Source organism: Ornithinibacillus massiliensis, from assembly GCF_018310345.1.
Lineage (GTDB): Bacteria > Bacillota > Bacilli > Bacillales > Amphibacillaceae > Ornithinibacillus > Ornithinibacillus massiliensis.
Genome location: NZ_JAGXBY010000002.1, coordinates 686,661 through 706,582 on the forward strand (window position 1 = coordinate 686,661; position 19,922 = coordinate 706,582).

General features: G+C 37.7%; 18 protein-coding genes. 1 reads left to right on the forward strand and 17 read right to left on the reverse strand.

Annotated elements, in window-relative coordinates:
• Positions 1 to 12 precede the first annotated feature (12 nt).
• The 5 genes from rpoZ to KGF86_RS07790 all read right to left on the reverse strand — a co-directional run bounded on the left by rpoZ (position 13) and on the right by KGF86_RS07790 (position 5,180).
• Positions 13 to 213, reverse strand: coding sequence for a DNA-directed RNA polymerase subunit omega (gene rpoZ / locus KGF86_RS07770; protein ID WP_186868621.1), 201 nt, complete (start codon positions 211 to 213; stop codon positions 13 to 15).
• Entirely contained in the window at positions 210 to 830 is a 621-nt protein-coding gene (gmk, locus tag KGF86_RS07775; protein ID WP_211741512.1) for a guanylate kinase, read from the reverse strand. The genes rpoZ and gmk overlap by 4 nt, the downstream gene beginning before the upstream one ends.
• 25 nt (positions 831 to 855) lie before the next feature.
• A complete protein-coding gene (gene remA, locus KGF86_RS07780; RefSeq protein ID WP_186868619.1) occupies positions 856 to 1,116 on the reverse strand; it encodes an extracellular matrix/biofilm regulator RemA in 261 nt (86 codons plus the stop codon).
• A 73-nt stretch (positions 1,117 to 1,189) separates the two neighbouring features.
• Positions 1,190 to 2,077 (reverse strand): YicC/YloC family endoribonuclease, encoded by an 888-nt coding sequence (locus KGF86_RS07785; protein ID WP_246521357.1) that lies wholly within the window; start codon positions 2,075 to 2,077, stop codon positions 1,190 to 1,192.
• A 445-nt stretch (positions 2,078 to 2,522) separates the two neighbouring features.
• The gene (locus KGF86_RS07790) at positions 2,523 to 5,180 is read right to left on the reverse strand and encodes a calcium-translocating P-type ATPase, SERCA-type (protein WP_186868617.1); all 2,658 of its coding nucleotides are present in this window, start codon (positions 5,178 to 5,180) and stop codon (positions 2,523 to 2,525) included.
• A 114-nt stretch (positions 5,181 to 5,294) separates the two neighbouring features.
• On the opposite strand from KGF86_RS07790, the gene KGF86_RS07795 reads away from it, so the two are divergent.
• Positions 5,295 to 6,998 carry an Rqc2 family fibronectin-binding protein gene (locus tag KGF86_RS07795; protein WP_211741514.1) on the forward strand — a complete coding sequence of 568 codons (1,704 nt, stop codon included), beginning with the start codon at positions 5,295 to 5,297 and terminating at the stop codon, positions 6,996 to 6,998.
• 228 nt (positions 6,999 to 7,226) lie between these two features.
• Here the strand turns inward: KGF86_RS07795 and KGF86_RS07800 are convergent, their stop codons facing one another.
• The 12 genes from KGF86_RS07800 to lspA form a co-directional block, all read right to left on the reverse strand.
• Positions 7,227 to 8,087 (reverse strand): LysR family transcriptional regulator, encoded by an 861-nt coding sequence (locus KGF86_RS07800; RefSeq protein WP_211741515.1) that lies wholly within the window; start codon positions 8,085 to 8,087, stop codon positions 7,227 to 7,229.
• Positions 8,088 to 8,164: 77 nt separating this feature from the next.
• Positions 8,165 to 8,785 carry an orotate phosphoribosyltransferase gene (pyrE, locus tag KGF86_RS07805; RefSeq protein WP_211741516.1) on the reverse strand — a complete coding sequence of 207 codons (621 nt, stop codon included), beginning with the start codon at positions 8,783 to 8,785 and terminating at the stop codon, positions 8,165 to 8,167.
• A complete protein-coding gene (gene pyrF, locus KGF86_RS07810) occupies positions 8,776 to 9,489 on the reverse strand; it encodes an orotidine-5'-phosphate decarboxylase (RefSeq protein WP_211741517.1) in 714 nt (237 codons plus the stop codon). Before pyrF ends, pyrE begins: the two co-directional genes overlap by 10 nt.
• Positions 9,486 to 10,400: a dihydroorotate dehydrogenase gene (locus KGF86_RS07815; protein WP_211741518.1), complete on the reverse strand. Its 915-nt coding sequence runs from the start codon at positions 10,398 to 10,400 to the stop codon at positions 9,486 to 9,488. The genes pyrF and KGF86_RS07815 overlap by 4 nt, the downstream gene beginning before the upstream one ends.
• On the reverse strand, positions 10,397 to 11,152 hold the full coding sequence (locus KGF86_RS07820; RefSeq protein ID WP_211741519.1) for a dihydroorotate dehydrogenase electron transfer subunit: 756 nt from the start codon (positions 11,150 to 11,152) through the stop codon (positions 10,397 to 10,399). The genes KGF86_RS07815 and KGF86_RS07820 overlap by 4 nt, the downstream gene beginning before the upstream one ends.
• Entirely contained in the window at positions 11,149 to 14,349 is a 3,201-nt protein-coding gene (carB, locus tag KGF86_RS07825; RefSeq protein ID WP_211741520.1) for a carbamoyl-phosphate synthase large subunit, read from the reverse strand. The genes KGF86_RS07820 and carB overlap by 4 nt, the downstream gene beginning before the upstream one ends.
• Positions 14,342 to 15,445, reverse strand: coding sequence for a glutamine-hydrolyzing carbamoyl-phosphate synthase small subunit (gene carA, locus KGF86_RS07830; protein ID WP_211741521.1), 1,104 nt, complete (start codon positions 15,443 to 15,445; stop codon positions 14,342 to 14,344). The genes carB and carA overlap by 8 nt, the downstream gene beginning before the upstream one ends.
• Complete coding sequence (locus tag KGF86_RS07835) at positions 15,432 to 16,724, reverse strand: dihydroorotase (RefSeq protein ID WP_211741522.1); 1,293 nt, start codon at positions 16,722 to 16,724, stop codon at positions 15,432 to 15,434. The genes carA and KGF86_RS07835 overlap by 14 nt, the downstream gene beginning before the upstream one ends.
• Positions 16,699 to 17,601 carry an aspartate carbamoyltransferase catalytic subunit gene (locus tag KGF86_RS07840; protein WP_211741523.1) on the reverse strand — a complete coding sequence of 301 codons (903 nt, stop codon included), beginning with the start codon at positions 17,599 to 17,601 and terminating at the stop codon, positions 16,699 to 16,701. The genes KGF86_RS07835 and KGF86_RS07840 overlap by 26 nt, the downstream gene beginning before the upstream one ends.
• A gap of 152 nt (positions 17,602 to 17,753) precedes the next feature.
• Positions 17,754 to 18,293 carry a bifunctional pyr operon transcriptional regulator/uracil phosphoribosyltransferase PyrR gene (pyrR, locus tag KGF86_RS07845; RefSeq protein ID WP_343221439.1) on the reverse strand — a complete coding sequence of 180 codons (540 nt, stop codon included), beginning with the start codon at positions 18,291 to 18,293 and terminating at the stop codon, positions 17,754 to 17,756.
• Positions 18,294 to 18,464: 171 nt separating this feature from the next.
• Positions 18,465 to 19,370 carry an RluA family pseudouridine synthase gene (locus tag KGF86_RS07850; RefSeq protein ID WP_186868605.1) on the reverse strand — a complete coding sequence of 302 codons (906 nt, stop codon included), beginning with the start codon at positions 19,368 to 19,370 and terminating at the stop codon, positions 18,465 to 18,467.
• Complete coding sequence (gene lspA, locus KGF86_RS07855) at positions 19,367 to 19,837, reverse strand: signal peptidase II (RefSeq protein ID WP_186868604.1); 471 nt, start codon at positions 19,835 to 19,837, stop codon at positions 19,367 to 19,369. Before lspA ends, KGF86_RS07850 begins: the two co-directional genes overlap by 4 nt.
• Positions 19,838 to 19,922: the final 85 nt, after the last annotated feature.

Here is a 19,922-nt window from a genome sequence, read left to right on the forward strand (position 1 = left end):
GGATTATCCGTTTTATTGTTCATCTTCTAATTTTAGTTCCTCTGCAGCAATCTCTTCTAGTGCCATACCAACAAATTTATGTGATTTTGGACTTTCAATTCGCAGGTTTTTTAATTCACGTAGCTGTCTAGCTCTTTTCGCAGATAATGTCACAAGGGAATATTTTGATTTTACCTTTTCTTGTAATTCATCAATAGACGGTTCTAACATCATGATAGTTCATCCTCCAATAACTTTTTATATTGTGCGGCAATGCGTTCTCTCTTACAATGTTCACTTTGAATAATGGATTGGATTTTATCGACTGCCTTGTCAACATCGTCATTCACCACAACATAATCATAGGCATCCATCATTTCAATTTCATTGCGCGCTTCCTTTAATCGATTAAGGATTACATCCTCTTCTTCTGTACCACGATTAGTTATTCTATTTTTTAATTCCTCTAAACTAGGAGGGAATAAGAAGATAAATACGCCTTCTGGGAAGTTCTGCTTTACTTGCATGGCACCTTGAACTTCAATTTCTAGAAACACATCATGCCCTTTATCCAATGTTTCCAATACATAGTCCTTAGGTGTACCATAATAATTATTGACAAATTTAGCATACTCTAACAGTTTTCCTTGTTCAATAAGTTTTTCAAACTCTTCATTTGTCTTATAAAAATAATCTACACCATCTACTTCACCAGGACGTTTTTCTCTAGTAGTCATAGATATCGAATAGCGTAATTCGGTTTTACGCTTAAAAACTTCTTTTCTAACAGTCCCTTTTCCTACACCAGATGGTCCTGAAAGAATAAATAAAATGCCTTTCTCTTCAATCAAGTTTTTTCCTCCTAATTACCCGTGTTTATTCATCAGCGATTTCTTCATGACTTAGTACTCGTTGGCCAACCGTTTCTGGTTGTACAGCAGAAAGCACTACATGATCACTGTCGGTAATAATAACCGCCCTTGTTCTTCTCCCATATGTAGCATCTACTAATTTATTGTTATCCCGTGCAACGGTGATAATTCTTTTTATTGGTGCTGATTCAGGTGATACAATCGATATTACTCTATTCGCTGAAACAACATTTCCAAAACCAATATTTATTAATTGTAAACCCAACTTGCCTTCCCCCTTAATCATTCTAAACTATTATATAGGCTTTTTTAGGAAAATAAAAGTGTCAGAAAAAGTTTTACTCCATGTTTTGAACTTGTTCTTTAATCTTTTCAATTTCGCTCTTTAAGCCTACGGTCCATTCTCCGATCTTGTGGTCATTTGATTTCGACCCAATCGTATTGGCCTCTCGATTCATTTCCTGTACGATGAAGTCGAGTTTTCTTCCTATTGGTTCATCGCTTTGACATAACTCTTTCATTTGGTCTAAATGACTATGTAGTCGTGTCAGCTCCTCGGTAATATCTCCCTTTTCTGCTAATAAGGCTATTTCCTGATGGATACGACCATCTTCTATTGAAATTTGGTTATTAACATATTCAGAAATACGTTTTTTTATACGTAAACGATATTCCTCGACAACCGCTTCTCTTCGTCCTTCTAACAATCGTACCATATCTCGAATAGTGGATACACGTTTCATAATATCATCGACTAAGTACTTCCCTTCTTCTACACGCATTTCTACAACTTGCTGACAGGCTTGTTCTACATGAGTTAATAATTGTTCCTGAAGTTGACTTGGCTTTTCTTCATTTTCCTGAACTGTCATTAAGTCTGGGAGAACAGTCAACATAGAGAGGGGAATGTCACTAGGAAGCGAATAGCGATCCTTAGCGATTTGTAGTTGTTGCATATAGTGATCCATTAAATCCCAATCCGTCAGAATGGACTTATTAACAAAACCCTTTCCATCCATGTCGATATGTATTTCAATTCGGCCTCGATTAAAGTAAGATTTTATAATCCGTTTAATTTTATCTTCCAGGAATAAAAATGTTCTCGGATACTTTGGTACAATATCCAAAAATCGATGGTTTACCGATCTTATTTCTACTGTAATGGATGTATTCTCTAAATTGAATGTGCTTGTTCCATAACCAGTCATACTTTTCACCAAAAACATCACCTACTTCAATTAACTTATCATTAATTATAGCATATCTTGTTGTCATCCTACGATTATTGGACTTTGAATAGTGAATACAATTTGTGATGGAAGCAACTAATTCGAGGTTGAAATAGAACGGTAAAGTTACAGTACAAGCCAAATTATAAGCATTCTCTTTACTCAAGAACACAAAAAGAGGCTGGGGACAAAACGAAAACAAAGGTAATAAAAAACGAACCATCACTATCATTACCCGGAAATATACGGAGACTCCTGTGTGAGGAAAGGCATCGGTGAGACCCTGGGGAGCTTTAGCTCTGAGGAGGCTCACCAGCCGCCCACGGAAGTAGTATATTTCCGGGGCGGATTTGATGCGCTAACTTTCATGTTCAGTTTATCCTCTGTTCGAATTCGTTTTGTCTAAAGCCTCTAGATATTAGACACTTTCTTTCTAGCTGAATTACTTCCTTGTAAAACCAAATAGGACAGTTGGTATTGCACCTAGACCTAAGATTAGCAACCAGTCACGTAATCCTAATGATACAGTATGGAATATCGGCTGTAATGGTGCCCAGTAGATAACGACTAATAATAGAAGGACTGAAGATAACACAGCTAGTACTAAATAGATATTCCCAAAAGGGTTTCGGTCAAAGACAGAAACTTCACTACGGCAGTCAAACACGTGAATTAACTGGGCCATAACTAGTGTTGTGAAAGCAACTGTTTGAGCATATACAAGGTTTTCAGGATTATTCTGGTACGTAACCATAAACGCAATTAGCGTAACGATACCAATTAAGATACCTCTTGTTATAATTTTATAACCTAAGCCCCTAGCAAAGACTCCTTCATTCGGACTTCTTGGCGTACGTTTCATCACATCATCTTCAGGCTTGTCTAAGCCAAGTGCCATCGCAGGTAATCCATCTGTTACAAGATTAACCCAAAGGATTTGTACTGGCACTAATGGTAGTGGCATACCTAATAACATAGCAAAGAGCATAACTAATATTTCTCCGACATTTGATGCCAATAAATAACGAATAAATTTTCGAATGTTCTCGTATATATTACGTCCCTCTTGAATAGCTGCTTTTATCGTAGCAAAGTTATCATCCATTAGAACGAGGGAAGAAGCTTCCTTCGTTACATCTGTACCACTAATTCCCATACTAATCCCAATATCACTAGCCTTAATGGCAGGTGCATCATTAACCCCATCCCCTGTCATCGCAACGATATGCCCTCGAGATTGAAACGCCTTTACAATTTTTAACTTATGCTCTGGGGTTACACGGGCGAATACATATACATCTTCAATTATATCTTCTAGTTCTTCCGTAGACATTTGATTTAGCTGACTGCCCTCTAATACCATTCCATCTTCCGGTAAAAGCTTAAGCTCTTTTGCAATTGCACGAGCTGTTTTTACATGATCCCCTGTAATCATAACCGTTTTAATACCAGCTTGGCGACATTCTTCTATTGCTGCTTTAACCTCTTTGCGAGGAGGATCTATCATGCCATACAAACCAATAAATGTTAAGTCTTTTTCAAGAAAAGCCGTTTCCAGTGACATTTCCTTAGATAAAGGCCTTATACTTATCGCAATGGTTCGTAATGCCTTGTTGGCCATTCCATCTATAGCACGTTCTATCTTGTCCTTATCCTGTTGCTTTAAAATTCTTCGATTGTCCTTGTCTAATACATAATTACAGCGTGGTAATAAAACATCTGGTGCACCCTTCGTAATTAGAAACCGCTGCCCATTATCATCATCAACCACTATACTCATTCGCTTGCGATCTGAATCAAAGGGGATTTCTTTCACAATATGAAAATTATCTCTACTTAAATGATTTAGACCAATTTTTCTAGCTGCAACTAATAATGCACCATCTGTTGGATCTCCATCAACCATGTATTTACCCTTTTTTACTTGTAGCTCCGCATTATTACATAACTGGCCGTATAGGAGCATCTTCTCTAAATTCGGATACTCATCCGTTAATTTCTTATTACCGAGTAAGAAGCTTCCTTCAATATCATACCCATCACCAGTAACGGTAATAGATTCGCCATTTACGTACATCTCCTTAACAGTCATTTGATTCTCTGTCATCGTTCCGGTTTTATCAGAACAAATAACCGAAGCACAGCCTAATGTTTCTACCGCGGATAATTTACGTACAATGGCTTTCTTGCGAATCATGCGTTGAACACCTAATGAAAGCGCAACGGTAACAATAGCAGGTAACCCTTCCGGAATTGCTGCAACCGCAAGCGATACCCCTGCAAGAAACATATTATAAACTGGATGACCTTGTATTACCCCAAGACCAACAACTAAGATAGTTAGTAATATAGCAACAACAATTAATATCTTTCCTAATTCTGCAAGCTTTCTCTCTAATGGGGTTGGAATTTTTTTCGTATTAGACATAAGAGAAGCAATTTGTCCCATTACCGTGTTCATACCAGTTCCTACAACTATTCCTATACCTGACCCACGGGTAACTAAGGTACCCATAAAACCCATATTTACTTGGTCTCCGGCATCAAGACCATCCCTAGTAATAGCAGTAGCATGTTTCATAACTGGTAAAGATTCTCCAGTTAATGCGGACTCCTCCGTTTCTAAGCTATTCGATTGCACGATGCGAATATCTGCCGGGATACGATCACCACTAGTCACTTTAACGACATCACCAACCACAAGCTCTCGTGATAAAACCCTTTCCCATTTTTGATCACGATAGACATGCGCTAATGGTGCAGACAATTCTTTAAGCTTTTCCAGTGACTTTTCTGCTTTTTGTTCTTGAAAAAATCCAATAACTCCATTGACTAATACAATGACCATAATCGCAATCGCATCAACAAATTCGCCTAACATACCTGCAATCAAAGTAGCAGCAAGTAAGATGAGTACCATAAAATCCTGAAATTGCTTTAAAAAAATTATCCACCTCGATTGCTTTTTGGCCGATTCCAAAACATTATAACCATACTGCTTATGCCGTTGATCCACTTGTTTTGAACTAAGCCCTCTATTGGTGGTTACTTGAAGCTTTTGTTCTACTTGTTCTACATCTAACTGATACCACTTTTTCATGACGCATTCCTCCACGCTTAACCTCTTTAGCATTTCAAAACCATAAATCTTATAGTGATATCTATGCAGACTTGTCCTATTTAATGCTATAATTTGGATTGTGAGGTGAGTCAAATGCCATTTGACGGAATAGTAACAAGAGCTGTGACAAAAGAATTGTCCGACACACTTGTCCCCGGAAAAATAACAAAAATATATCAACCTACGGATACGGAAATTATTATGACCATTCGTAGCCAAGGAAAAAATCATGTTTTATTATTATCGATTCATCCTACCTATTCACGAGTCCATCTTACAAAGGACTCTTTTCATAACCCTGCTGATGCACCAATGTTCTGTATGGTACTTAGAAAACACTTGTCTGGTGCTATCTTAGAAGCGATTGAACAGGATGGAATGGAAAGAATCGTAACATTCTCTATTAAAACGAGGAATGAAATCGGCGATATATCTTATAAAAAGCTAGTTATCGAATTAATGGGCAAACATAGTAATCTAATGCTTGTAGACAATGAAAAAGGACATATCATCGATAGCCTGAAGCATATTACAATGGCACAGAACCGATATCGAACTGTTCTACCTGGCTCTGTTTATGTCCTACCACCACAGCAGGATAAGTTAAATCCATTAGAAGTAGATGGAGAGACATTTATTAGAAAACTTGACTTTAATGCTGGGAAACTAGATTCTCAAATCGTTCGATTATTTGTTGGATTTTCTCCATTTATTGCCAAGGAATTACTGAATCGTGCAAGCCTCGGTACGAATGAAAAATTCATGGAAGAATTTCTTAAACTTCAAGAGCAAATAGCTGATAACCGATATCAACCAGTGATTTACCGGGGAAGTAAAGAAGAATTCCACGTAATTGAAATGAACGATTTTCAAGGTGACAAAGAATATTTTTCAACAACGAACCAAATGCTTGATACATTTTATTCTGGAAAAGCAGAACGAGATCGAGTCAAACAACAAGCAAAAGACTTATATCGTTTCATTCAAAACGAACGGGATAAAAATGAACGGAAGCTAAAGAAACATGCTCGTACACTAAAAAAAGCGGAAAGTGCCGATAAATACCAAAAACTTGGGGAATTGCTCACAGCGAATATGCATGTCGTAAAACAGGGAGATACTTCTGTAACCGTAATCGATTACTATGACCCGGAACAAGCCGAGGTTACAATTGATTTAAATCCGAACAAAACCCCAAGTGAGAATGCGCAAGGTTACTTTAAAACCTATCAAAAATTGAAAACCTCTAAAGTGAAGGTAGAAGAAGAAATGGTCAAAACGAAGGAAGAAATCTCATACTTCGACCAGCTCCTGCAACAAATAGATGTTGCTGGAGTGGAGGATATAGAAGAAATCCGTGAAGAGCTCCGTGAAGAAGGCTATTTGAAAAAACAAAAAATCGGAAAGCGTAAAAATAAGCAAACGACACCTAAACCAGAAGAATATATCGCATCCGATGGTACGACCATATTAGTTGGTAAAAATAATAAACAAAATGAATATTTAACAATGAAGCTTGCCCATAGGGATGAGATTTGGCTACACACGAAGGATATCCCAGGGTCCCATGTTGTGATTAGAGCAAAAGAACCAAGTGACGAAACCATAACAGAAGCAGCACAATTAGCGGCCTACTATAGTAAGTCGCAAAATTCTTCGTCTGTTCCGGTTGACTTTACGAAGGTTAGACATGTTAAAAAGCCAAACGGTTCTAAACCTGGCTTTGTTATTTATGATAATCAACGAACCATCTATGTTACACCAGATAAATCCGTAGTGGATAAATTAAAAAAATAATCTAGCTTTTAGCGTGTTAGCAAAACAGAATGGATGAAAATATGTTAGAATTCTAGCAACCTGGTCGACCTGTTTCCTGATGGAGTCATTGAACCAGAAGTAACTTCATACCGTTTCGTTCTCTAAAAAAACATAAAGGGAAAATGCGATGATTTATTCACATTTTCCCTTTACCTATTTATTGAAAGAACCTTCTATTAAAAATAATGATTATTCCTTAAGAAAAGCTTACAAGAATGTTTCTCTAGTTAGCATGTTTATAAATGCATTGACTTGCGGTAATTCTAGTATTCCTTCTTGGTAAGACACCCAAGTATATCTCGTTACCGGCTCTCCATCCAATTCTAACGCTACATTTGGGAACTCATCCATTAAGGAATCCGATATGCTTTTAGGAAGAACAGCCATACCAATCCCTTGTTTCATAAATTGCTTACATGTTTCGATTTGATCTACGGTCATAGTGCGTACAGGTTTAATTTGATGCTGATGATGATAAAGCCAATTATCCACTAATTCGTGCATACTATCATCACTTTTAAATGAAATCAACGGGCGTTCTTTTAAGGAATCCTTGGGAAATGGTTCTGTATCAAATATGTAAAGTGGATCATCGAACAAACGTATACTTGTGGATTCCTTCAGCTTTTCACCACGTGTGATACATACATGATAGTCCTTATGGTTTCTTCGGATATCTTCACTAATTCCGGTTACGAGATTAATGGTTACATTGGGATACAGATTGGTATATTCACCTAATATCTTCGGAAGGAACCGTTGACTGATGACAGATGAACAGGCAATGGATAAGGTACCATGTACTTCATTACTAGATTTCGACAGCCTATTCTTTAATAGCTGCTCTTGTTTGATCACTTGTTTGGCATGCTCTAAAATAATTTCCCCACTCGGTGTTAGCACAAGGCTTTTCGGTGTCCGAATGAAAATCATTTCCCCAAAATAATCCTCAATATACTTTAATCTCTGGGTAACAGCAGGCTGTGAGATAAGGATTGCTTTTGCAGTACCCCTGATTGTTCCTATTTCATTTAGTTTTAAGAGTAATTCATAATCCTCAATTTTCATCGATAACAACCTCGAATTAGATAATTAATAGTTATGTAGCTTCATTATATAATAATTATCTAATAATGACACTGCTTTTACGATTCTAAAGCATTACGCCAATCCAACAAAATAGATTTTTCTCGATCGGTGAGTTTGCCATCTTCTACTAAAGCCTGAAGTAATGCATCATAATTTGTTAGACTTTGATATGCGATATTCGCTTTTTCAAAATTTTCATAGGATGATGATAATCCATATGAAAAAATTGACATCACCTCTAGAACTTCAGCACCAGCTTTACGAAGGGCTTCGACTGCTTCTAGAGAAGATCCGCCAGTTGATATTAAATCTTCTATGACGATTACGTTCTTTCCTTGAACACTTCCCCCTTCAATTTGATTTCCTTTTCCATGGGCTTTCGGCTTAGAACGAACATAGACCATTGGAAGATTTAACCGGTCTGCTAGCCATGCAGCATGTGGGATACCAGCTGTGGCACAGCCGGCAATCACATCCGGTTTTATTGCCATTTGACTTACTCTTTCTTCAAATGCAGCTGCTATTTTTGTACGAACTTCCGGATAGGACATCGTAATCCGATTATCACAATAGATTGGTGATTGGATTCCAGAAGTCCAAGTAAAATAATCAGTTGGATTAATCTGTACGGCTTTAATTTGTAACAATTCTCTAGCTAATTCACTACTTAATTGCATGACGCTTCCTCCCATTCCCTAACAGCTTGGTCATAGTTTTCTCTTGGATAATCAGACTTTGTTATACTTCTTCCTATCACTAAATAATCTGCACCATGTTGACGAGCAAAACCTGGTGTTGCAATACGTTTTTGATCATCTGCTGTGGTATGACTAAGGCGTATTCCTGGTGTCACCGTAAGAAATTCTTCTCCACAAGCTTTTTTAATGGCGCTTGCCTCATGTACGGAACATACGACACCATCAGCACCATTGGTATGCGCTAATTTTGAAAAGTGAACAGCTGTTTCCGTTACATTATCCGTAAGCTTCAATTCCTGATGTAGCATTTGCTCGTCCATCGATGTTAAGATGGTGACCGCAATCAGCTTGGTATCATAGGTTGGATTACCATTTGTTAACCCTTCTTTAGCTCTTTGAATCATTTCACTTCCACCCAAGGCATGAATATTCACGATATCTACCTCTAATTTCGATAGGATATGCATTGCCTTCATGACGGTTGTAGGGATATCATGCAGCTTTAAATCCAAGAAGATACGATGATTATCCTTTTTTAGTTTCTCAATGACTTTTAATCCTTCATTATAAAATAATTCCATCCCGACCTTCACAGGGACACCTTTTAAATCATTTCTTTCCAAGAAGATGCTCGTCTCTTTCCAGTTCGGGAAGTCTAATGCTACATATATCGAATTTGTCATGCTATTATCCCCTTTCCAACTGCTTCTTGCACCGAAGAAAACCCATAGCTTTCTAATACAATCGGTAGATTATCGATAATTTCCGAGCAAATATATGGATTTTGAAAATTAGCTGTTCCAATAGCGACTGCACTAGCACCAGCTAATAGAAATTCAAGCACATCTTCCGCCGTTTGTATCCCGCCCATACCTATGATCGGAATATCCACCTGTTGGCTTACTTCGTAAATCATTCTTATCGCTATTGGTTTGATTGCAGGGCCTGATAATCCGCCAGTTTTATTAGCAATAAGGGGCCTTCTAGTTGGTAGATGTATTTGCATCCCTGTAATGGTATTGATCATTGATAAGCCATCTGCGCCAGCGGATTCAACAGACTTTGCCATCGCTACAATATCCGTCACATTAGGAGATAGCTTCACATAGACTGGTAGATTGCTAGCTTTTTTCACAGCTTCTGTTACACGAGCGGCCATTACCGGATCAGTACCAAATTGAATTCCACCTTCTTTAACATTGGGACAAGATATATTTAATTCGAGTGCATGTACCTGATTGGTGTTATTAAAAGTACTAGCTACTCTCACATACTCCTCTAATGAACTTCCTGCAATATTTGCGATAATACAAGTGTCAAATTCAGCTAAAAACGGTACCTCTGTTTCGATAATTTTAGTGACTCCTGGATTTTGCAGACCAATAGCATTTAGCATCCCACCCGTTGTTTCAGCAACCCTCGGTGTTGGGTTACCAAATCGTGTGTTTTCAGTTGCGGCTTTCATTGTTACCGCACCGAGTTTACTTAAATCATAGAATTGACTAAATTCACGTCCAAATCCGAAACATCCTGATGCTGGGATAATTGGATTTTTCAATGCAAGACCTGGTAACTCTATTGCTAGATTTGTCATATTCGGACCTCCTCTGAGGCAAAAACTGGACCATCCTTACATATCTTCTTATAGCTATTGCCATCTTTTGTTGGTAAAACACAAGCAAAGCATGCTCCTATCCCACAGCCCATTCTCTCTTCTAAAGAAATATAGCCTTTCTTCCCTTCTAGCTTTGCGGTTAACGCTTTTAGCATTGGAAGCGGGCCACAGCTATAGTAGGAATCATATGCGCTAACCTTGCTTAACACATCGGTCACTACTCCTTTATGACCATAGGAACCATCATCGGTAACAATATACAATTCTCCTAGGTTTGAAAACTCCTGTTCATAGAAGACATGCTCCTTTTGCTGAAATCCTAGAATAGAAATAATCGTAGCGCCTTTTTCCTTCAATGTTTTACCTAAATAGTACAAAGGTGGTACACCAATACCTCCTCCTACTAATAAAATAGTAGAAGGTGTATCTGTATCAATTGGAAACCCATTCCCTAATGGTCCTAGTGTATCTACTAAATCGCCCGGTTCATAGGCAGCTAAGCGCTTCGTACCATCCCCATTTATTTTAAATAAAATAGTGATTGTTCCTGTATCCTGATCACAGTTTGCTATAGAGATTGGTCTTCTCAACGTATGATTTTCAACTTGAATATGCAAGAACTGCCCAGGTATTGCATATTTACTAATAGATTCATTGTGAAAAACCATTTTTATCGTATCGAGCGCGATAACTGTTTTGGATAAGATCTGCATTTTTTCCCTTTTTATCATAAAAGAACTACCTCTTTTGTTTGAACTGGATTCGCACTAAATGTTGTAGAATCGATTACATTCAGAATGGCATTTGCTGTATCTAGATTAGTTAAACAAGGAATACCTCTTTCAACGGCTACTCTTCTAATCATAAAACCATCTGATCTTGGCTGTTTTCCAGATGTTAATGTATTCATGACAAATTGTACTTTACCTTCCTCAATAATGGATAATACATTAGGTTCATTTGCCCCTAATTTTGCTACTTCGATAACTGGAAGATTTGCGCCATGTAAGAAGGATGCTGTCCCCTCTGTTGCATATAATTGAAAGCCAAGTTGATGGAAGCGTTCTGCAATTTGTAGCATTTCAACTTTATCCTTGTCTGCTACGGTAATTAATACGGCCCCTTCACTAGGAACAGATATTCCAGCTGCTAGTAATCCTTTATATAGAGCTTTTTCCATGGTTTTATCATAACCAATAGCCTCTCCAGTCGATTTCATTTCAGGTCCTAAAATAGTATCAACACTACGCAATTTTTCGAATGAAAAAACTGGTATTTTAACAGATACTAATTTGTTTTCTGGAAGGATACCGGATGTATAACCTAAATCCGTTAGCTTTTCACCGAGAATACACCTGGTAGCAAGGTTTGCCATTGTTACGCCCGTTATCTTACTAAGGAATGGTATCGTCCTACTTGCTCTTGGATTTACTTCTAAAACATACACATCTTCATCACAAATAATAAACTGAATGTTGACTAAGCCTTTCACTTTCAGCGCCTGTGATATTTTCCAGGTTGCTTCAAAGCATTTTTCCTTTACCTTTTCTGATAATCGTTGTGGAGGATACACAGCTATCGAATCTCCAGAATGAACACCGGAACGTTCTATATGCTCCATTATTCCTGGTACGATAGTTGTCTCACCATCACTAATGGCATCTACCTCTACTTCAATTCCCGTAATATACTTATCTACTAGAATCGGATGGCGATCGGTGATATGGCCAGTTTTTTGCAAATATGCTTCGAGTTCGTCTTGGCTATAGACAATCTCCATACGACTGCCGCCGATAACGTATGAAGGACGAACTAATACTGGATAGCCGATGGAATCCGCAACATCGATTGCTTGCTCTATTCGTTTAACTGCTTTCCCTTCTGCTCTTAATAATCCTAGCTCTTCTAATAATATTTCAAATTTATCTCTGTCTTCCGCTTTATCGATTGCCTCTAGTGCTGTACCTAAGATTGGAACACCTCTTCTTGCAAGACCTTCTGCTAAATTAATTGCCGTTTGGCCTCCGAATTGGACAATAACTCCTTCAGGTTTCTCTAGATTAATAACATGCATAACATCCTCTAACGTAAGAGGCTCGAAGTATAATTTATCGGATATACTAAAATCGGTAGACACTGTTTCAGGATTATTATTCATGATAATAGCTTCATAACCCATCTCTTTAATGGCAAGTACAGAATGCACGGTAGCATAATCAAATTCTACCCCTTGACCAATTCGGATTGGCCCTGATCCTAACACTAACACTTTTCGATGACCTGTTGGTATCGACTCATTTTCTTCCTCATAGGAACTATAAAAATAAGGTGTTTTAGAATCAAATTCTGCTGCACACGTATCCACCATTTTAAATACAGGAACAATATTTTCTTGGATACGAAACTGATAAAGCTCATCAACAGTACTATTCCAAAGCCTAGCAATTTGATTATCGGAAAATCCTTTTTGTTTTGCTTGATAAAGTATTTCTTTAGAAAATACATTACTACTAATAACGGCTTCAAAGTTTACTAATTCTTGTAGCTTAGTTAAGAAAAACGGGTCAATCTTCGTCAAGTTAAATACTGTATCGAGTGATACCCCTCTACGGAATGCTTCCGCAATAACAAATATTCTTTCATCATCTGCTACTTTTAGTCGATATAAAATATCATCCTCATCCAGAAAAGCTAAACTAGTTAACCCTAACTCCTCTGTCCCAATATCCATGGAACGAATTCCCTTTAACAGTGATTCTTCAAAGTTCCTTCCGATAGCCATAATTTCTCCAGTTGCCTTCATCTGCGTACCTAATTTACGATCTCCTGTAACAAACTTATCAAATGGGAATCGAGGTAATTTCGTCACGACATAGTCTAATGCAGGTTCAAATAATGCATAAGTTGTTCCCGTGATAGGATTCATTATTTCATCTAGTGTCAGTCCAACCGCAATTTTAGCTGCCATTTTTGCTATCGGATAGCCTGTTGCTTTCGATGCTAGTGCAGACGAACGGCTCACACGTGGATTAACTTCAATGACATAATAAGCAAAACTAGTTGGATCTAAGGCTAGCTGAACATTACATCCTCCTTCAATTTCGAGTGCACGGATAATCTTAAGGGAAGCATTTCGAAGTAACTGATATTCCCTGTCACTTAATGTTTGTGAAGGAGCAACGACAATAGAATCACCTGTATGAATACCAACTGGGTCAATATTTTCCATATTACATACGACAATCGCTTGGTCATTTTTATCTCGCATTACCTCATACTCAATCTCTTTAAAGCCCGCGATATTTCTTTCGATTAAGCACTGATTCACTGGTGATAACGCTAGTCCATTACGGGTAATTTCTCGCAAATCATCCTCGTCATAGCACATCCCTCCACCAGTACCACCTAATGTATATGCTGGTCGAACAATTAATGGAAAACCAATTGTCTCCGCGAAATCAACGGCCTCCTCTACTGTATTAACAATACGACTTTCTGGTACAGGCTCATTGATTTCTTGCATCAAGTCACGGAACTTTTCACGATCTTCTGCTTTTTGGATTGCTTCTAACGATGTACCTAATAGGGCAACATTATATTGCTTAAGGATTCCAGTTTTATCTAAAGCTACTGCTAAGTTTAAGCCTGTTTGCCCACCTAGTGTCGGTAATAATGCATCTGGTTGCTCCTTACGAATAATTTTAGTTAAAAATTCAACGGTTAATGGCTCCATGTATACTCGGTCTGCTACTGTTTGATCTGTCATAATGGTAGCTGGATTAGAGTTTGCTAAAATAACTGTGTAGCCCTCTTCTCTAAGCGCTTGACAGGCTTGTGTCCCCGAATAATCAAATTCTGCTGCTTGACCAATTACGATTGGGCCTGATCCAATAACAAGTATTTTCTGAATGTCTGTTCGTTTAGGCATAGACTTTCTCCTCCTGCTGTTTCGTTATCGTTTGATCAATTAAGCGTAAAAAATCATCAAATAAATAGTTGGAATCTTCCGGTCCAGGTGAACTTTCTGGATGGTACTGCACGGAAAATGCTGGGAATACTTTATGCCTGATTCCTTCAACAGAATGATCATTTAATGCTATTTGTGTTAGTTCTAAATCCGTATTTGCTAATGAAGCTGTATTTACCGCATAGCCATGATTTTGCGAGGTAAGAAATGTTTTTCCATGAAGTATATCCTTTACTGGATGATTTCCACCACGGTGACCAAACTTCATTTTTTCTGTTTTTGCACCACAAGCAAGTGCTAATAATTGATGCCCTAAACATATTCCAAATATCGGGATTGCACCAATAACACGTTGAATTGTTTCAATAGCTTCCGGTACATCCTGTGGATCACCAGGACCATTTGTAAGCATAATTCCATCTGGTTTTAACCGTAAAATATTATCAGCTGAATAGTTATAAGGAACGACGGTTACATGACAATCACGTTTCGTTAATTCTCGTAAAATACCATGCTTCATTCCAAAATCAATTAATACGATCCGACGACCTCTTCCGGGAACAATATATGGTTTAGAAGTAGAGGTTTGTTTCACTTGATCATGTCTTACCGGGATTTGCTGTAACCTTCTAATAATCTCATCATCTGGTACTTCTTCATTAGCAATGTAACCTCGCATTGTTCCTGCCTTCCGAATACATTTAGTTAGCTTCCGAGTATCAATTCCTGCTAATCCTGGAATATTATGTGCTTTTAGAAAACTATCGATTGTTTCATCACACCGAAAATTAGAAGGATACTCACTGTATTCTTTAACGATTAAACCATTTATAAAAGGGGCAACTGTTTCAAAGTCATCTCTGTTTATCCCATAATTCCCAATAAGCGGATAGGTTAAGGTGACAATCTGCTCACAGTATGATGGATCAGAAATAATCTCCTGATACCCTGTCATACTTGTATTAAATACTACTTCTCCACTTATCTCACGATCACTACCAAACCCTGACCCAATAAATACGGTTCCATTTTCTAGTACTAGTTTACGCTTTAACATAGCTTTCCTCCTCATAGACGATGTTCCCTTCATAGATCGTAACAACTGGTATACCCGTTACGTTCCAATTATGAAATGGTGTATTTTTCCCTTTTGAATAGAAGGTATGTTTATCAATCCTTGTCTCCCTAGATAAGTCAATTAATGTTACATCTGCTATATCATTTTCTCTTAATCTTCCATAGGGTAAATGGAACACCTGTGCAGGTTTTATCGTTAACCAGTCTATCAGTTGATGTAAGGTTATTTTTCCTCGTTTAACTAAATTCGTATAGAGGAGTGGAAAGGCTGTTTCTAACCCTACAATTCCAAATGGTGCATGAAGCATTCCTTGGGCTTTTTCATCTGCACTATGTGGCGCATGATCTGTCGCAATAAAGTCAATCGTTCCATCTAATAGACCTTCCAGTAATGCTTCTTGATCTGCTTTACTTCTTAATGGTGGATTCATTTTCCAATTACCATCATCTTGGGTAATGGAGTCTTCATTTAAAATTAAGTGATGTGGTGTCACTTCTGCCGTGACATGAATTCCTGCTTTTTTTGCATCTCGGATTACACGAACAGATTCCTTCGTGCTCACATGGCAAACATGATAATGACACCCTGTAGCTTCTGCTAACAGGACATCCCGAGCGATCTGGACGGACTCACTTATTGAAGGAATACCTGGTAAATCAAGACGCTCACTTACATCGCCATGATGAACGACACCACCATACACGATAGAGTTATCTTCACAATGGGCAACAATAGCTTTCCCTGCTGCTTGTGCTCTTTTCATTGCCGAGTACATCGCGTGAGCTGTTTGGATGCCTACACCATCATCAGTAAATGCAAATACATTATGTTTGGCTAACTCCTCTAAATCCGTTAGCTCCTCTCCTTTTAACCCTTTCGTAATCGATGCATAAGGTATGACCCTAATGAGAGCATCTTGATCTATTTTCTCTAGTAAACTAGTAATGGATGCTACATCGTCCGGTACTGGATTCGTATTTGGCATAGCACATACCGTTGTAAAACCACCTCTGGCAGCAGCCTTTGTCCCTGTTTTAATCGTTTCCTTATGTTCTCCTCCTGGTTCTCGTAAATGAATGTGTACGTCGATAAATCCAGGTGTTACAAGCTTACCCTCACAGTTAATCAAACGATCTACAGCTTCATTTTCAATCGATTCACCAATTTGCTTTATTTTACCTTCCTCAATTAGAACATCACAGCTTTCTAGTACCCCATTCTCCATCAATCGGCTAGCATTCTTTAATAAGATTCTCATTTATAATCCCCCATTTTTGTAATACATGTGTTAAAATTGCCATTCTCATAAAGACCCCATTATTCATTTGCTTAAATATTCTAGAGCGGCTACATTCCACAAGGTCACTATCCATCTCTACTCCTCGGTTAACGGGAGCAGGATGAAGAATAATTGCCTTACTTAACATCCTTTGTTCCCGTTCTTTTGTTAATCCAAATTGTTCTAAATACTGTTTAGTATCATGCTTTTCAACATGTCTTTCATGTTGAATCCTTAACATCATCACAACATCACAAAATTCAACTGCTTCATCTATTGTGATATATGGGAAAGGTAGTGATTCATCTTCGTAGCCTGGTGCAGCACTTAAATAGACATTGGCACCTAATCGTTGAAGTGTATGCGCGTTTGAGTTTGCTACCCTGCTATGTTTAATATCGCCTACTATCACGATGTTAAGATTTTCGAACGTATTAAATTCTTGATAGATTGTCAGAAGGTCAAGCATTCCTTGGGTAGGATGCTCACGTGTTCCAGCTCCAGCATTTATGATCGGAATAGTGATGTGTTCTAATTCTTCTATCCATTGGTCTGCATCATGTCTAATAACTAGTGCATTTGCTCCAATCGATTCAAAAGTCTTCACGGTATCATATAGTGTTTCCCCTTTTGCTAAGCTAGAGGCTTCTGCGTGAAAGTCTAACACTTCTAAACCTAGCTTTCTTTCTGCTACAGTAAAGCTCATTTTAGTTCTAGTACTTGGCTCGAAGAATAAATTCGCTACAAAAAGTTGCTTGGAAATTTTCATTTTTTTCATTTGATACATTTGTGCATCCTCTAGTAACTGAAAAATCTCTTGCTTACTTAACTGGTCGATGGATATAAAGTGTTCCATTTACAGCCCTCCCATTCGTCTAAGGATTTTACCTAAATAAAAAAACCTCTTTGCATTTTGGTCGCAAAGAGGTAGACGTGCAGAATTCTATCGCACGTAATCAAAGCAACCTTGTAAACCTCTCTGGATTTAATTAAAGGTCCTTTCATTATTTATTTTTCATAAATAGATACTAAATCGATTTGGTCCGTTTCATTAAGTCGGACTACTATAATCTCCTTCTCTGATGTTGGTATATTTTTTCCAACATAATCTGCACGAATTGGTAGCTCACGATGCCCTCTATCCACTAAGACTGCCAGCTGTATTTGTGACGGTCTGCCAATATCCATTACAGCATCCATTGCTGCTCTAACCGTTCTCCCAGTATATAAGACATCATCGATTAAGATAACCTTTTTATTCGTAATATTATCTGGCAAATCGGTTTTGCGTATTTCTGGTTCATTTGAATCTATAGCCTTTGCTAGGTCGTCACGATATAATGTTATATCTAGTTCCCCAATTGGCAAGGTTAACCCTTCAATTCTTTTAATCTTTTCTTGTATTCTTTTTGCCAGTGGTACACCTCTCGTTTTAATCCCAACGATGACAAGGTCTTCTCCACCTTTATTTTTTTCAAGGATTTCATGGGCAATTCGGGTAAGTGCTCGGTTTATTGCCTGCTCGTCTAGAATTTCGGTTTTTTTGATCATATGTGTTGCGCCCTCCTAAATAAAAACCCCCTTTTCTCCATAAGGAAAAAAGGGGGAGTGATTACAAATATCCCGTAAAAGTCGTTCCCTTTTTAGCCTCTCTGGACTGAAAATTTAAAGGTTTCTATTCATTTGTTACATTATTTCAGAATTAACTCTTCTTGTCAACTACATTAATTCTAAATTAGTTAGTAATTCTTTAAAATAGGCAGGTGGCTCTACTTCAAATTCTAGCCATTCCCCTGTAGTAGGATGTGTAAACCCTATTAGTCTTGCATGTAATGCTTGACCATTTGTATCCAAAGTTTTTCTAGGTCCATATTTTGGATCGCCTACAAGCGGAAATCCAATATACCGCATATGAACACGTATTTGATGTGTTCTACCTGTTTCTAATTGACATTCAATATGTGTAAATTCATTAAAACGGTTTAGCACTTGAAAATGAGTGACTGCGGGCTTCCCATTTTCCACCACGCCCATTTTTTGACGATCTTTCGGATCCCTTCCTATTGGCGCATCAACCATTCCTGTGTCATGATTAATGACACCGTGAACAACCGCTTCATATTTTCGTTTCACATCTTTATTCGATAATTGTTCAGATAAACTGGTGTGAGCTTTGTCATTTTTAGCAACGAGCAATAAGCCACTAGTATCTTTATCAATACGATGAACAATTCCCGGACGCTCTATCCCATTAATTCCAGATAGATCCTTACAATGATATAGTAAACCATTCACTAATGTGCCAGATTGATGCCCTGCAGATGGATGGACGACCATTCCTTTCGGCTTATTAACCACTAATACATCACTATCTTCATAAACAATATCTAAAGGAATATTCTCAGCTTCAATATCTAATGACTCCACCTCAGGAATTCTCCATGTAATAACATCTCCTACTTGACACTTATAATTAGCCTTTACTACCTCATCGTTCACCATAACAAGCTCTTTCGTAATCCATCCTTGAACCCGTGAACGAGATTCATCAGGGTTTATGTCGGCTAATAGTTTATCGATTCGCATTTTATTTTGAGTTTCTGTAACAACATGTTGTAATGTCATTTATTTTTTCCTTTCTGCTTTTTCTCATCCAATATTGTAGCAATTATCACGAATATTACACCGATTGTCAGTGCCGAATCCGCAATATTGAAAATCGGGAAATCATATCCAAAAATTACAAAGTCGAAAAAGTCTACTACTTCTTGATGGAATAAACGATCAATAAAATTACCAATAGCACCACCTAAAATTAGGCCTAAAGCGATACCAAATAATTTGCTTTCTTTTCCAAATTTTTGTAGATAGTAAATGATTCCGATAATCACAATTATCGTTACTATATAAAAGAACCACATTTTACCTTCTAATATTCCCCAAGCTGCACCACTATTTCGATGCGAGGTTAACGAAAAGAAGCCATCTATAATCGATATTTGCTCATATAATTCCATATTTTTTACTACTAAGTACTTGGTAAATTGGTCTACTGCTATGACGAATACTGCTAAAATATAGTACCGATACATTCAGGTTACCCCTCCATATTGACTACTTCACTCTATTATTTGTATATAAATCCTTAGTTAATCTTATACCGTATCCTGTAAAAAT

Coding starts and splice junctions, on each gene's coding strand:
- rpoZ (WP_186868621.1), bottom strand. CDS start 213: ATGATGTTAGAACCGTCTATTGATGAATTACAAGAAAAGGTAAAATCA.
- KGF86_RS07785 (WP_246521357.1), bottom strand. CDS start 2,077: ATGTTTTTGGTGAAAAGTATGACTGGTTATGGAACAAGCACATTCAAT.
- KGF86_RS07790 (WP_186868617.1), bottom strand. CDS start 5,180: ATGAAAAAGTGGTATCAGTTAGATGTAGAACAAGTAGAACAAAAGCTT.
- KGF86_RS07795 (WP_211741514.1), top strand. CDS start 5,295: ATGCCATTTGACGGAATAGTAACAAGAGCTGTGACAAAAGAATTGTCC.
- KGF86_RS07800 (WP_211741515.1), bottom strand. CDS start 8,087: ATGAAAATTGAGGATTATGAATTACTCTTAAAACTAAATGAAATAGGA.
- pyrE (WP_211741516.1), bottom strand. CDS start 8,785: ATGCAATTAAGTAGTGAATTAGCTAGAGAATTGTTACAAATTAAAGCC.
- pyrF (WP_211741517.1), bottom strand. CDS start 9,489: ATGACAAATTCGATATATGTAGCATTAGACTTCCCGAACTGGAAAGAG.
- KGF86_RS07815 (WP_211741518.1), bottom strand. CDS start 10,400: ATGACAAATCTAGCAATAGAGTTACCAGGTCTTGCATTGAAAAATCCA.
- KGF86_RS07820 (WP_211741519.1), bottom strand. CDS start 11,152: ATGATAAAAAGGGAAAAAATGCAGATCTTATCCAAAACAGTTATCGCG.
- carB (WP_211741520.1), bottom strand. CDS start 14,349: ATGCCTAAACGAACAGACATTCAGAAAATACTTGTTATTGGATCAGGC.
- carA (WP_211741521.1), bottom strand. CDS start 15,445: ATGTTAAAGCGTAAACTAGTACTAGAAAATGGAACCGTATTTATTGGG.
- KGF86_RS07835 (WP_211741522.1), bottom strand. CDS start 16,724: ATGAGAATCTTATTAAAGAATGCTAGCCGATTGATGGAGAATGGGGTA.
- KGF86_RS07840 (WP_211741523.1), bottom strand. CDS start 17,601: ATGGAACACTTTATATCCATCGACCAGTTAAGTAAGCAAGAGATTTTT.
- KGF86_RS07850 (WP_186868605.1), bottom strand. CDS start 19,370: ATGACATTACAACATGTTGTTACAGAAACTCAAAATAAAATGCGAATC.
- lspA (WP_186868604.1), bottom strand. CDS start 19,837: ATGTATCGGTACTATATTTTAGCAGTATTCGTCATAGCAGTAGACCAA.